Raw genomic sequence first — 14983 nt, 5'->3', positions numbered from 1 at the left:
CGCTTTTTGTGAATTTTGACAAGGATGGGTGGACTGTGATGATCGCGCGATCGCATAATGGCAGAAAATCTACAAGGTGGAAGATAGTTGGCTATTTCTGGATGTAAAATACTGCCGATATAATTCACAACTTGGTATCACTTTATCTTTTAACTGTTTGATCAGCCCCATACTGCTTAGTTTATAAGTCATCAGCGAATCTAATGATATCGATTGTTGAGCATTTATGACATTTTTTTGAATTTAGTTCACCACAAGAGCGCATAGCGCAACCACAGATAGAGGATAAACAAACGAAAACTGCTGTTAGCGTGACATCTCCCACCACTAAATCGGAGTACCGATTACAGTGGGGGCGAACATGACAATCCGGCTATTGCTTAGGAGGCTCTTGGCTTTAAAGACGGAATGACCTGCCGCTTTATTTAATATATTGATCGCCGCATTATGATCTTTACCAGAGGGAGCAAATGCGATCGCACTTCCCAATCCCCGGTAATCATCAAGTAAACTATTGCAGTGCAGGGAAAGGAACAAGAAACAACTCACCTTGAGGGATAAAGATAATTCGGTCATTCGAGCAACACTAGAGGCATTTTCATCAATAGCTAATGCTTGGGTTAAGTCTTTAATTGCTTCGTTATATCGCTCTTCCGTCACTCTGGGGTAAAACCTTAATCGCTTCTAGCTCTGAATTTATAGGTGTCTAATGCATTTTTGTCGCCACATCTACGCCATCACTCTTGAGTTGACCATCTTCCATGTAGACGATGCGATCGGCTATGTCGAGGATGCGGTTGTCATGGGTAACTAGCAAAATCGTACAGCCTTGTTCTTTAGCTAGCTTCTGCATCAATTCCACGACATCGCGCCCAGATTTTTTGTCAAGTGCGGCGGTGGGTTCGTCGGCGAGGACTATTTGCGGATGACTGACTAAGGCGCGGGCGATCGCAACTCGTTGTTTTTGTCCCCCTGATAAACTCTCTGCATAGTAATTTACGCGATCGCCTAAACCGACTGTTTCTAGCATGGCGATCGCTTTGGCGTTGATATCTTGGTTCAAAAACTGGTCATGCAACTCTAAAGACATTCGCACATTTTCTTTAGCTGTCAAAAAAGTCATCAAGTTGTGCGCTTGGAAAATATAGCCTATCTGGCGGCGCAGCTTAGTTAACTGCCCCTTGCTCGCACCGCAGATTTCCTGTCCTAAGATTTGCAGACTACCTTCTTGGGCTGACCGTAGTCCACCCATTAGGGTCAACAGCGTGGTTTTTCCCGATCCTGAGGGCCCCGTCATAATCACAATTTCACCGCTGTTAATCTCTAAATTAATCTCAAATAATGCTTGTTTACGCAGCGCACCCGCACCAAAATAATGGTTGAGGTTGTGAATAGAAATTGCAGGTTCTGGAACTGGGGCGTTGGTGGTGACTAGTGTAGATTCTGGCAACATAAAATTTTTTATCTAAAAAACATCGGCGGGATCAGCAGAACGTAGCTTTCTCATAGCGATCGCCCCAGAGAAACTACACATAATAACTGTCAAAGTTAATACATTTATTGCTCGATCTAACGTCATGGCGATCGGTAACATTGTCGCACCAGCGGCAACGTGATACAGTCCAATCGAAAGGATGAATCCGGGGATATAACCCAATATGGCTAAAAGTAATGCCTCTTGGATCAGGACGGATAGTAGATAGTTATCGCTATAGCCCATTGCTTTGAGGGTGGCGTATTCTGGCAGATGCTCAGAAACATCGGAGTAGAGGATTTGGTAAACAATCACAATGCCGACGATAAAGCCAACGCCGACACCTATACCGAAGATGAAACCAATGGCGGTGCTGGTTGCCCAGTACTCTTTTTCGATGTCGGCAAACCCTTCGATAGTGAGAACTTTGACATCTTTGGGTAGTCTTGCGGCTAGTTGCGATCGCACAAGTTCTACATCAGTCCCAGGCTTGAGAATAATTAAGCCAACATCGATGCGATCGCGCTTTCGCTTGGGGAATATTTGCAAAAAAGTAGAGTCACTGCTGATCACATTGCCATCGGCCACAAAGGAAGCACCGTTAGTAAACAAGCCCTTGACGCTGACAGCTTTATCACTCAGTTCCGTTTCAAAGTTGCCTGTTTTTTTGACATTATCAGCAACCGCCCCAAATTCTGCACGACCTGCGCGATCAAACAGAACTTGGTACAATTGCTTAAGTTGATCTTGGTTTTGTTGAATTTCCGGGAATTTAAAGGCGGGTTGTGCCGGATCAAAACCCCACACCAAAATAGAGCGTTGAATGCGCGTTTCGGGATTCCGCCACTGCCCAAGGCCGATGTAGAGTGAAGTCACTGAGGCTACACCGTCATAACTCAAGGTCTGGTAAAGTCGCTCTCTGCCAAAGGTTTTCGCCGCCCCTAGGGTTTGAAATTGGGGATTAATTAAAATCAAATCTGCCTGTAAGTTGCGATGTGGTGTTACTGATGAGTCATAAAGCCCATCTTTAAACCCCAATTGCAGAAACATCAGCATATCTGCGAAGCCAATGCCTGCAATCGCAATTGCTAGCCGCGTCTTTTCTTTCATTAACTGCCGCCAGGCCAGCGGAGTTTTGCGAAGCATTTTACTAACCATTGACAGCCTCCTCAGCCATGCCACACCAATCTATACCGAACATTCGTTATTCTTAGGGTTAAATCAACTTTTACAGTTCAATTGCTGTCTGCACCTGTAAGTTGGTCAAACCGGAAACTTGCTGGCTGTCTTCAGGATTAAGGCGGATTTTCACCTCAATCACTCGTTGATCAAGGTTCTCTCCAGGCTCACTGGCGAAGACGTTTTGTCGGTTGACTTGTAAGCCTATATGGGTGACGGTGCCGCGCAGTTCGCCGGCAAATGCCTGACTGGTAATAACGGCGTTTTGTCCCAATTTGACTTTACTAATATCTGTTTGATAAACTTCTGCTACTGCCATCATCTGGTCGGTTTGCGCTAAGTCTGCAATGCCAGTTGTATTTGTGCTAGACATCGCTTGCTCTGTCTTTTCTCCGGCTTTTTTATTGATTTTGAGGATCTGCCCAGGGATTGGCGCCTTGATATAAGCTGCTTGGTACTCAGTTTGGGCGCGTTTAAGTGCGGCGATCGCACTTTCAACTTCTGCTTGTGCTACGGCTACATCTACAGAACGGACTTCGGCAATACCGCTGAGTGTGCCTTTTGCTTCACTAACTTGCTTATTACCAGTAGCTTTAATTCGGTTAAGTGTGACTCTAGCTTCGGCTAGTTGCTTGTTAGCGGTGGCGTTAATCCGGTTCAGAACTGCTTTGGCTTCCCCCACTTGCTGTTTTGCCGTTTCCACAACCAAGCGCTTGCTGTCAATTATCGAACTAGAAATGGCACCTTCAGAATATAGCTGCTGATAACGCTGCTCTTCGGCTTGGGCGTTGTTGAGTTCGGCTTCTAACTTCCTAATTGTTGCTTCTTGGGCGGTTCTGTCTCCTTCCCATTGTGCTATGTATCTAGCGATCGCTTGTTCTTGAGCAAGTCTTTCTCCTTGTCCCTGGGCCTGTATGCGTTCCACACTAGACTGCTGTGCCTGGATTTCTCCGGTTTTTGCCCCGGCTTTCACTTGCACCAGTTTCGCTTGGGCAACTCTGACTTGTTTCTCTGACTCGATTACAGCATTTTGCAAGCGATCGCGGGAGTCTAAAATTGCCACCACCTGTCCCGATGTCACGCGATCGCCTTCTTTGACGAGGATTTGGGAAATGCGATCGCCATTCAACGCCAACGGCGCAGACAAGCTAATTATCTCTGTTTCTGGTTCCAATCGTCCTAATGCCGTCACTTTTGGGGCAATCGGCTTGGTTTCTACAATGTCAGATGAAGCCGTTTTACCAACTTGCCCAAATTGAGAAATCCCATAAACAGCAATTACACCTGTAACAGCAGTAGCCGCAATTACTAATGGAATTAACCCTTGGTTGGTAGGTTTAAATAACAATTTTTGTCCCATCTTATTTCCCCAATAAAAAGATTAATTTTGTGGATATTTTCAACTAAATTACTTACTGCTGGCTAATGGTTCTTTATTAGCCAGATTATGTGAATCTTGTTGTTGCAAATATAACGTCAGCATATTGCCTAATAAAGCGAATTGTGCAGGAATATCAATCATGCCATCACCCCGCAACTTCGTTAGTAACAAGCCATCGATAAAGCTGACTATAAAAGAAGCTAACGCTGAATCTTGAATGCCAAAAAAATCTTTAGCTGCCTGTTGATATCGCTGATTGGCACGCTGAAACACAGTATTTCCCTCCTGCTTCGAGTCTTGATGCTGGCAAAAATCAACCCAGATATAAGTCCACTTAACGAAGTAATCCTCGTTTTTTACCATATGTCGTCCCAGTGCTTCTATGCCTTCTTGCAGTGTTTGCGTTCCTCCCAACTCCGCCAATACTGCACTTAAATCCTGCTGACATATCTCTTCCACTAAATGCTCAAACAGAGCTTGTTTACTAGGAAAATAGTGATACAGCGTCCCTGTAGATACCCGTAGACCTTGAGCAATTTGCCGCATAGTGATGGAACCATAGCCTTTTTCGGCAAATAAATCAAAACACTTGCCTAGTAGTTCTTTGCGGTATTGTTCATGGTCAACAATCTTCGGCATAACTCGGTTTATATATCGAACGCTCGTTATTGATTAAGATAAACACTTTATAAAGATTTGTCAATAGTTCCAGAAAAATTGAGTATTTGAGAGGTAAGAGGCAAAAGAGGTAGATTCACTCATATGGTCTTTTTTAAGCGCAGAGCGCTCTCTTCGCCAACCAAAATAAAACAAGAATCCTATATTTGCCGATGGTGAATAGGGATAATTATGGCATGGGTATAACATTGATAGATAGCACCACACTGTAGAGACGTTGCATGCAACGTCTCTACAAGATATGTTTTCCATTCACATTCCCACAAACGCACACCGTCACGGGTGTGCATAGAGGCGGTTTACTTGGGAAGGACTTTCAGCATGGGGAAAAAGAACGTTATGGAGTAAAGAGGAACCTAACTTTTTGCACTCCCTCAATCATTTGTAAGCCAAATTGTGCTGAAGTAAATTCGCCTGCTGGCAATAATTTTTTCATCTCATCAACCATTGCAGAGATGTTGACATTTCCTTTAGCTTCATCCCTCCAGGGAATATCCTTGATAATTAAAACTTCACTCCCCTCACCAGCAGGATTCCGTAAGTTTTTAGTAAATTTGTCAGACTCATCACTCGGCGCATCTAAACCAAAGTGCATCCCTTCTGGTTTTTGGTGAATGTCCACTGTTTTAACTTCTCCTTGGAAGAGGCAAATTAACACATCCGGTGCTAATTTTTCCATGCGTAAGAGTTTTAAAGGAGTTGCCTCGTCTGGTGCAATGAATCCTATATCGTTAACGACAGTATCGTAAGCCTCAACCAGTAGGTTCGGCCAGCCAGAGACAACTTGCGATCGCAAAATACACCCTGTAATAGTTCTATCATCTGAGCGCAATGCTCTGCTAGAGCGCATCTTGCCATCTTGCTCCACATCAGTTGGCGTCACCCGTCCAACGCTAAATGCTCCATCTTGCAAGCAGTCTACCCATACAGAATCAACCCAAAAGAAACGAATAGATTCGGCTGGTAAAAGGCGCTCATCAGGAATTAAATAGTTAAAGGGAAGTCCCTGCAAGAGTTCCAACTTTTTAAACCAATCGGCGATTGCCTCCGGCACTGCGCTCCGCGCAATCGCTTCTGGAATCGAAATAATCTCCTCTCGAAGTTGCCGAGAACTGCGGAGAGGAGGATTAATTACCTGTTGCTCTAACTGCTTGAGGTTTTGGGCATTTTCCCGCTTCCAGTTGTACAGTTCAATAGCAAGGCGTTGATTTTGTAGCGTCAGCATACGTCCTAATTGCCAAGCTGCCCCATAAGAACAATCAAACAATCCCGTACTCGAATCGTAGCGCAACAGTTCGTCAGCTGCCCGCACAGGCAGGTCAAAGCTGTCTGGTTGAGAGCCAGAAATCAACGGGCCTCTATACCAAGAAACGGTTTTACTGCCCTCCCGCAGGGCATGAGGAAGGGGGATATAGCTTTGAACCAGGAAGTTTTCTGCTGCCGGATCGCTGTTGATTGGCAGTCGTGGGGAACTGGGTTGACCGTTGAGATTGAGTAGCAACTGGGTAAAGCTTTGAGCAGGGTCAACGCAACCAAAACTCCAGCTAGCTAGGGTTACCAAGCGGATTAAATCTTCATCCCCTGCCCCCATGAAATCAAAGCTACCGTCATCTCCATCTCCATAGCGACCTTCGACAGAAACTAAATAGACAGTACTCACACCTTGAGGTTCGGGGAGGCGATCGCACAAAATCGTTGATAGTTGTTCACCTTCAGCATTGTCATCAGCATCTTTAGTTTGGCGGGTATGCGCGAGGAAAGCGAGATCGGCAATAGTTGGAAACAGAGGCTGTAAAAATTTCTTTTTGACATCAATAACGTTTACTGGCTCTTCTTGGTGCTGTCCAGGTTCGATTGTAATTGTGGGAAATTTGATATTAGTGGGAGTTGCTAGTAATTCTTTGAGGGTGACACTTTGCAGTTTTGGTTTTTCTGACTCATCAGTGAAATCCGATTCTCGAAACAGCAGTAATACCAGCCAAGTGAGGTTTTTATCGACTACTCCGGAGTCAGGAAAGCGTTCCCAAGGGAGGGTACTACGCTTGAGGGTGATATGAGGTAGGACATTAGAATGATCGCCGATCGTGTTGGCTGGAGGGAAAACTGCATGAATGTCTGCTGGTGCCAGAGGGCCAAAGCGTTCTCCTGCGACCACAAAAGTAATCTCGCGGGAGAAGGTTTCGTTAATTTTGTCAGGAACTGCGATCGCCTCCGGCGCTGCGCGGAGCGCAATCGCTTGTTCGACCGTGAGGATATATTCACCACTCTCCATTACTGGTTGGTGGTACTGGATGAACTCGACTTTTCCTGTTGGGGCATTTTTTGTCCGCATGATTGAAGGCTCCTGTTGATTAGTTATTTAACTTGTGGCGCAAAAACAAAAGCATCTGCGATCGCCGCATCAACATTAACCATTTCGGCAACATCGAAGCCTAATGCGTTTAAGATATCGTTGCGGTTAGTGTTACTAGCGACAGTATCCCGAATTTTATCTCTGCGTTCCTCATCTGTGGCTGTAATTGCCCCAAAAGCAGGCAGCGTTTCCCACAAATAAGGCTCCTCAAAAAGCGTCGTGTCATACTGAAGTTCAGCAATATTAATATCTTCAGTATCGGCAGGGTTAAGCTCAGGTGCGGGAACAATGCGGAAACCGGAGATAGTGTTATCGATAAATTGCTGCCCATTCGTCTCAGGAAGCTGCAACCGCCCTTTATCAGTGAGACGAGGTTCTCCCCACAGCGCTGTTGGTGCTTTTTTCGTTACCGGGGTAAAAGTAAATTGGTCTTCAAACGAACTCCCGTTCCTGGTGATGGTGACGCGGTGTTCTGTTTCTAATTCATCTGTTGTTTTAATTCCCATTGGGCTAATGCCAAAGACCGCACCGCTGCCTTTCTCCTGTCCGCCTGCGATCGCTTTTTTGGAAGGAATAAAAGCATCAGTGACGAATTCAAACTGCTGAGGATTGACAATCCAAATCTCTTCCTCACCGCGTTTGAGTTGTTTCACCATACCTTCAGTAGCGGCGATACTGCAAATTTCATCATCCGGGGGCAAAAACGAAGAGCGGAAATCGTCCCAGATGATGGGTAGAGGATCGCGGGAACCTTGGTCGCCAAACCTAGCTGTAACCGAGGCAATCCAAAAGCTAATTTCAAAAGTTCCGCCGAGTTCCGGCCCCCACAGATGGAGATCAACCCCCAAACTGCCAGAGACAAAAGAAATCCCGGCGCTAATGTTGATATAAGCTCGAATATCGTAATAGTAGGGTTTCCAGCAAATTAAAAAATCAGCCCCCACACTCAAAGAAGCCCACGCCCAACCATCATCATAGTCAAAAGATAATCTTCCGCCAGCCATCACCGCATGAGAACAGAGAGCAAAGTAAGCTTCGCCAGTAATGGAAGTATTGCCATCAATCTGCCATTTGTAACCGAGACGCGGCACTTGCGGGTAGTGAGAGGGAACTTTAAAAGCGGGATGGTAGCCGCCTAAAGTAATCACAAAGTCGCCATCATGTTCGCCAGCGTACCAGATACAGAAAGCAAAGCCCCCAGTTAACTGACACAGACCAGAGAGAATATAGGAGGCAGGGGTAAGCTGGGCGCGAACCGAGAGAATCCCTTCATTGGGAGCAAACCGCGCGTGGAGAATAATCTCCGCTTGGGCAACCGGGTCTAAACCTGACTCTTTAGCCGGAACGACTAGCCGAGAATTACCAATTAAATTTACCTCAAACTTGTCTTCATTAATCGCAACAGTCAATAGACCAAAGCTATCGAGCAACTTGAAGGAAGTAAATTTCACCCCAATAGCCAAGAACCCCGAACCCGGAGAAAGCTTGATATACTTCTCGAGGCTTTTTAGTTGTTCGCCAACCGACGCACCGGGATCATCAAAATCTATTGAACCAACTCCGTTAACCGCCTGAGAAACTAACGGGAAAGCGGGAAGTTCTTCTAAAGGAGGAACAGTCAGAGAACGGTTGTAGCCAAAGCCACCAGAGAGTCCCGTCACAAAGAAAAAAGGCGGGCCACCTAAAGGATAATCCACCGCTAGATAGAGGAAGAAAGCGGATTCTCCGTCACGATTAGCATAGGAACCAACCGCAGAAAGGGATAGAGCTTTAGCTTTAGCTTTCATTCCCAGGGTAGCTATGCCCAAGTATTCGTCATAGCCATCTTTCTCTATACGGGCAAAAGCGCCACTAATTTCTAGGTTATCGCTGATGTACTCTAAGCCAAATCCTTCAAGCTTAAAATAAGGAGCAAAATCATTTAAGGAAGCCCTAACTGAAAGAGCGTTGAGGGAAAGGAGAAACTGAGATACCTGGAGAGTTGCTTCTGGAACTAATCGAATTTCCCCATCTTTGTACAGCAGTCCGATTTTTTCTATATGAACTGGCCCGAAAGACCGTTGCACCTTCAGCCAAGCACCGTTACCGTTCTCTGCAAAGGTGATGGGACTCTCTTCTGGAGTGCTTCTGGTAGAAGCGATGAGCCGATAATTACCAACTTCTCTCAGGCTGCGAGTACCCGTCCCTGTGCGCTTAACTAACGGCACAAACCAGCTTTGTTTGTATGCCCCCGCTAATTCGAGATAGGCAGCAATGCTGACGCCCTTGGTTAGCTTATGCGAGGCGGTAGTGGGCGGCTTAATCTGGATAGGTGCTGTTAGGTCTACCAGTAATTGGTTGATGGGTTTGAGTTCTGCCTGGGTAAAATCTTGAGTAGCAATCAGAAGCTGGATACTCAGGTTGTTACCCGTTGGGCCTGCGGGAAACTGTGAACCGATTAAGGGCAGTTGGGATAAGTCAATATCAAGATTGTCGGCGGCATTAAAGCCAAACCCTAAGAGAAATTTTCTAGTAGAAGGAACAGTTGAGCCAGATTTTGTCATTACAATCAGAGCATTGTAATTGGTTCCGATCGCAATCTCTTCAGGAATTACGCCATCTAGACCCGGTAGCGCACCGCCAAAATCAACTAGGGGGAAACTTTCTGTTATGGCACTAGTCGCAACCAGAATACTTGATGTTGTACTGTTCTTAAACTGAAGGTCGAAAGCGAGACGCTTGTCTCCTTCGAGAGGATAGCTCAGTGTACCCGAATACAGTTTCTGCTGTGAACTTGTCTTGACTTCAATATTAATACTAGCTTCTAGTTCTTTAGTTGGTTCTCCCTCTTCATCTTCAGCGAGGATAAACCTGAGGTTGCAGATAACTGTATAGCCAGTGCCATCCCGCGTGTACTCAGCATATCTCAGGGGGCAATCGTTGAGAATATCTGGAATCGGGTCAATTCCAATACTTAGTTCATCTGCTAAATACTCATTTGCTTCTACAAGGTTCTGATATTCATCGACATCAATGATAACGGTTGTCATTGTTTTTGCTCCGATTTTAAATATATGGGAATGGGGAGTTGGAAAGGCGATCGCTTTTTTCTAGTAAGGTAGGCAATACCTCCATGATTGTTTATAAACCTTTGTTTAACAGACTCGGTTTCTATCGCCGAACCCGCAACTAATTACGGAGGTTTAGGAGGTTTTTTTGAAAAAAATAGTCGTTTTAAATGAATTTTAAACATAAACAATCCGGGAATTTAATGTATTTAGTATTTCTTTTAATTCTTGATGATAATCGTTACCTTCTAATAAATAAATTAATCTATCAATTAAAAGTTTTATATTTGCTTCAATACTTTCCCTTGGCTTCAAATCAGATGGAATTTTGAATAATTCTCCCAAAACAGATAAGGTACTGTGTATCAAAGCACTACTTAAATTCATTTCCCAAACTTTATCATCAAACTCTATTTCACGATATTTACTATATTCAAGGCGATAAATATCGAGTATTTCTCTGGGAAAGTTAGGATGATTGATAAAATATACCTCTTCTTTTCTATTCCATTCAATTGAGCCAACCAATATTTTAGCAATATCTAAAAAAGCATGAGAATATTGAGCATGTTCAAAGTCGATTAAATAAACTTGATTTTTAACATAAACAAATTGTCTTGGTGAGACTAAATCATGATGAATAAAAGCATGAAAGACCTCTGGATTACTAATAGTATCTTGGATTTGATTAATCAAGATTTCATAATTTTGTCGTTTTATATTTAAAAAATCACAATACCAATTAATTTGTATAGCCCCTGTAGCAAACAAAATATCATAATAATCCTTGCTATACATTCTTCTATCAATATCGTCTAAATTAGCTTCCTTTCTCATTTGTTGAAATAAAGGATATTGGTTAGCTGTAGCAGCATGGAGTTTAGCAACAACAGTTGCTAAATTTTTCAAAATAGATTGATCTGGCGGCTCAGAATATTCACTTTCACCTAAATCTTCTAAGATTAGTAAATTTTGATCCTCAGCAATTAATTTTGGGAATAAAGGAAAAAAATCACGAATTTTGGAGAGGAAAATATAGTTAAATCGTTCTTCGATATACTCTGCTTTTGTCTCGATCTGCTCGTTATTAAAATTTAAATTTGTTGGATTAACGTATTTAACAATCAATGAAGTGAAATTTTGTCTTGTCCCCTCCAGTTTAATTCTATCCACCCAATAAGTTGCTCCAACATTCAGTGGTTCGCAAGAAAATATTTGAATATTTTGCCCAAGAATTTTACTTAATTGAGTTTTGATTTCAGCAGGTAAAACATTATTCATCGTCTTATCAATTTCTCCTAATTCTTAGATTTTAAGCCTAGAATTGGCAATGTTCGGGGCTGGCTGCTAAGGTGTTTTAGGTAGCAGATACACCCCGTTCTACCATCAAAAAAGTATCTCGATCAGCGAATAGCCAAGTTTAGGGAATATCCACTTTCATAATGAAACACAGAGCATAATAAGGTGGTCTGTTTTCATGGGCTTTACCACCTCCTTTGGATAGAATAGAAATTCCAGTTGTTGCGCTGTTAGTTCCTTTTCTATTTCCGTCATTAATGTCATTTCTCGCATAGAGAGGAAGGGATGTAGGCTGGAGATCGCTGCTACTATCTCTCATTTCAATAGAATGAGTGTGACCAGGATCATCAACACCATGATTATGACTAGGCATTTGCTCCTCAGTTAAGATGACTTCTTTAAGACCTCCTGTATTTCCAACTGGGTAATCCTTTCCCGCACCAACTAAAAAGCGATCTCTCAAATCCGGTGTTGTATTCGTTCCATTACACAGCGCCCAACCAGCCGGGATTTTATCCGCTGCTCCCGACCACATCAAAATCATCCCTGTAAAAACAGCCCCATCCGCCACAATCTTTTTAGCGGTTACTGTCTCTATTACCTCAACATTTTTAGCTTTTATTGTTTCTGTTACATGTAACTTGGCTTCAGGACTTGCCGTACCAATACCCAACTTGCCATCTTTATGCAATACCATTAAAGGTACGGTCTGATTAGTCTGGTTGAAGAACTTCACTGACAAATCTTCAGTCTTGTCCACATTTGAACGCAGGACAAGAGTACCATTTGTTTGAATTTCCCCATTTGTAGAAGCGTCGGTATTTTCTATCCTTAAATTACCCGCTTTAATATGTAAGCTTTCTTTGGGTTGGGTTGTCCCAATGCCTACCTTATAGTCATGAAATACCAAAGGCGTTTTTTCTATCGCGCAGACAAACTCCCCATCTTGATACTCTGGCACATACTGATAGCGCAAGTTCAACTTAGTTGCACCCGTTGGATGAGCCGTTTTAATTTTTTGAATGTCTACTAAGATAGTTTCCTGAGCAGCTAACTCTACATTGGCTGAGTTGGGGATGAATGTCCACTCCAGGGCGCTGACTCCTCCAACTATTACTTCCGTTGGTTTGTCGCTAAGTTGCTTCCACTTGTTACCAGCAATGGACATTGTAATGTTATTCACATCGTCTTTTGTTCCCAGCACCCAAGGAAATGCAGTTGTGTCTCCTACTTCAAGGGCAATTCCCAGTTGAGAACATTTAGTGGTGTCGCTATCGTAATAAAAGATAATGTTGGGACTACCGGGTTCAGCTGTGTTAGTGATTCGCAATTGTAGATTGCTTTCTTCGCTGTTAGTGTTGAGAACCCGATTAGAGCCGGCAAATCCAACAGCTAGGGGAATGTTTGGTTTGCCTTTCTGCTTGACTTTTTCAAGAGTTTTCGTACTAGTAGTTTCATATCCATCAGAGTCACCAGGCGCTCTAGGGGTAAGGGTGAGAGTTTCCCTTTCGCCATCGTGTTCTTCCCCGTCTAGTGATTGGGCTAATTGCTCAATTTGCAACACCCAACTCATCTCAACTGATGTTCCTGATGTCCTTGTTTCTGTTTGAAAATCTGTCGCTCCTACCCCATTGAAAGTCAATTCGATTGGCTTATCACTTTCGAGGATAATATCTTCTCCTTTCAAGCACAGATAAAGCCCATCAGAAGAACTTCCTGCTTCTTTAGCGTGTGCGAGTACCCAGTTGCTATTTTGAAGTTGAATGTTTTCTGCTGTGACCAAGACTTGGGGATTGAACTTAAGTTTAAAGTGGTAATTGTCTAGAGTGACTAGACCATCAGTCTCAGAAGCTGGAATGGTGATGGGTTGATCAACTAGGTTGTTGATAATGTTTAAGTGCAGTGGTGGAACTTCGCTGGGAGCATCAATCAACAAAATATCTTTGAGGTTTTCTTCGGTTGCTGGTTCGTAAAAGAACTCAAATCTAAAAGGCATTTTTTTGTTGGTGGACATGGTTAATTCTCCTTGTGAATAATAATTAGGAAATTGGGCTTTGGTTTGGGTAATTTGGGTTAATGCAATTCAGATACATGACGACTTGAAGAAAATAAAATTCATCAGTCGATAACGATTTTTCAAGCATCTTACCTTACTTAATATTGGGCAGGTCTCTTAATTGCTGAGAGGGCAAAGTCATCAAATAGAGCAGTACTAGGACTCCATAAGATAATTTCGATTTCGCTAGTATCATCCGTTGTGGTAAATTCAATCGTTTTATTTTCCCATGCTCCATTTGTATACTTTTCAGAAATTAAATCAGGTGCGATTTCAATGTTTCCCTCACCTGACCAGGGGTTTTGATTTCTAAATGTTAATCTGTATTCTGTATTGGGTTGGATATCGGTTATTTTTTGGGAAGCTTTTCCGTCTAGCGTAATTTGAAGTTCACCATTAATAGCGCGAGCTGTACTATTACTACTGGGTAGGTGAGGTTCCCAACTAGCCATGTATTGTGAAAAATCCCCATTTTGAACTAAGTTATGCTCATACAAAAAAACCTCACTAATGCCGCTAATACACTCTTTAGATGGAGAGTCACTGACACAGGTAAAAGAAATAGTTAGTTCGGAGGCATCTGCTTCTGTAAAAAAATGCATCCTCCAGTTACCATCAATTTCGAGTTCGTCTATTTCCTTGGCTTGATTAAGAGAAACCTGCTCGGTTACAGTTGTGTTATCACTGCGTGATTCGCCAGGTTTTTGCCGTTTTCTCCAAATTTTTCCCACACCTTCTAAATAAAAGGTTTTAGCTACTAAATCGTAACGTTTATTGGGTTTGACTGCTACTGTTTGCTGGACTACATATTGTTTTTCTCCATTACTATTAGTTAGTTTGAGATAACATCTCTTGGGGTCTGGGTCGGTAATAATTTCAGCTAAAGTCGTGCTGCCATTGGCATCAGAATCGTTTTGAATTATCCACCCGACATTGCCTTCAGAAAAATCTCCATTTCTCAACACATTTGTTACCAAAACCATTGCTTGTTTCTCCTTTAAGTTGCTAGTTGAAATCAAATAATCTGGAGTAGGTAGTTTGAAAAGTTCTAGGCGAATTATATTCGACCATTTAATTAATAAATTACACTGCTGTCACTGAGTTAATTTCTGAGAGGCTTAAATCGATTTGAATGGGTTTGTTGTCATTCATCTTTTGGATTCCTGTTAATTAATAGACTTTTTGGAGAACTGTATTCAGAGGAATGTCTGATTCGTATCAAAATTGATCGAGATCCCCCCTAGCCCCCCTTTTTAAGGGGGGGACTGGAGTCACATTTCTCCTTTTTAAGGGGAAAAGAAATCCCCCCTAGCTCCCCTTTTTAAGGGGGGGACTGGAGTTAAAGTTTCCCTTTCTTAAGGGGAAAAGAGATCCCCCCTAGCTCCCCTTTTTAAGGGGGGGACTGGAGTCACAGTTTCCCTTTTTAAGGCGAAAACAGATCCCCCCTAGCTCCCCTTTTTAAGGGGGGGACTGGAGTCACAGTTTCCCTTTTTAAGAGAGAAATAGAGCCACTCTT

The 14983-nt window shown here is 43.1% G+C and carries 11 protein-coding genes; all 11 read right to left on the bottom strand.

The window, feature by feature from the left end; translation table 11 throughout:
* Nucleotides 1–69: 69 nt before the first annotated feature.
* The gene (locus tag CYLST_RS33505) at nt 70–192 is read right to left on the bottom strand and encodes an AAA-like domain-containing protein (protein ID WP_085960638.1); all 123 of its coding nucleotides are present in this window, start codon (nt 190–192) and stop codon (nt 70–72) included.
* 135 nt (nt 193–327) lie between these two features.
* The gene (locus CYLST_RS19105) at nt 328–660 is read right to left on the bottom strand and encodes a hypothetical protein (RefSeq protein WP_015209372.1); all 333 of its coding nucleotides are present in this window, start codon (nt 658–660) and stop codon (nt 328–330) included.
* A gap of 46 nt (nt 661–706) precedes the next feature.
* Entirely contained in the window at nt 707–1453 is a 747-nt protein-coding gene (locus tag CYLST_RS19100; protein WP_015209371.1) for a DevA family ABC transporter ATP-binding protein, read from the bottom strand.
* 12 nt (nt 1454–1465) lie between these two features.
* Nucleotides 1466–2632 (bottom strand): ABC transporter permease DevC, encoded by a 1167-nt coding sequence (gene devC / locus CYLST_RS19095; RefSeq protein WP_015209370.1) that lies wholly within the window; start codon nt 2630–2632, stop codon nt 1466–1468.
* Between the two features lie 70 nt (nt 2633–2702).
* Nucleotides 2703–4013, bottom strand: a complete 1311-nt coding sequence (locus CYLST_RS19090) for an ABC exporter membrane fusion protein (RefSeq protein ID WP_015209369.1) — start codon at nt 4011–4013, stop codon at nt 2703–2705.
* 48 nt (nt 4014–4061) lie between these two features.
* Nucleotides 4062–4673, bottom strand: a complete 612-nt coding sequence (locus CYLST_RS19085; RefSeq protein WP_015209368.1) for a TetR/AcrR family transcriptional regulator — start codon at nt 4671–4673, stop codon at nt 4062–4064.
* Between the two features lie 376 nt (nt 4674–5049).
* Complete coding sequence (locus CYLST_RS19080) at nt 5050–7044, bottom strand: hypothetical protein (protein ID WP_015209367.1); 1995 nt, start codon at nt 7042–7044, stop codon at nt 5050–5052.
* Nucleotides 7045–7067: 23 nt separating this feature from the next.
* Complete coding sequence (locus tag CYLST_RS19075) at nt 7068–10094, bottom strand: DUF6603 domain-containing protein (RefSeq protein ID WP_015209366.1); 3027 nt, start codon at nt 10092–10094, stop codon at nt 7068–7070.
* Nucleotides 10095–10289: 195 nt separating this feature from the next.
* On the bottom strand, nt 10290–11393 hold the full coding sequence (locus CYLST_RS19070) for a protein kinase family protein (RefSeq protein WP_015209365.1): 1104 nt from the start codon (nt 11391–11393) through the stop codon (nt 10290–10292).
* Between the two features lie 139 nt (nt 11394–11532).
* The gene (locus CYLST_RS32375; protein ID WP_015209364.1) at nt 11533–13425 is read right to left on the bottom strand and encodes a microcystin-dependent protein; all 1893 of its coding nucleotides are present in this window, start codon (nt 13423–13425) and stop codon (nt 11533–11535) included.
* Between the two features lie 140 nt (nt 13426–13565).
* Nucleotides 13566–14450: a hypothetical protein gene (locus CYLST_RS19060; protein WP_015209363.1), complete on the bottom strand. Its 885-nt coding sequence runs from the start codon at nt 14448–14450 to the stop codon at nt 13566–13568.
* Between the last annotated feature and the right edge of the window lie 533 nt (nt 14451–14983).

It is taken from the genome of Cylindrospermum stagnale PCC 7417 (assembly GCF_000317535.1).
Lineage (GTDB): Bacteria > Cyanobacteriota > Cyanobacteriia > Cyanobacteriales > Nostocaceae > Cylindrospermum > Cylindrospermum stagnale.
This window is presented reverse-complemented; position numbering and strand designations above follow the sequence as displayed.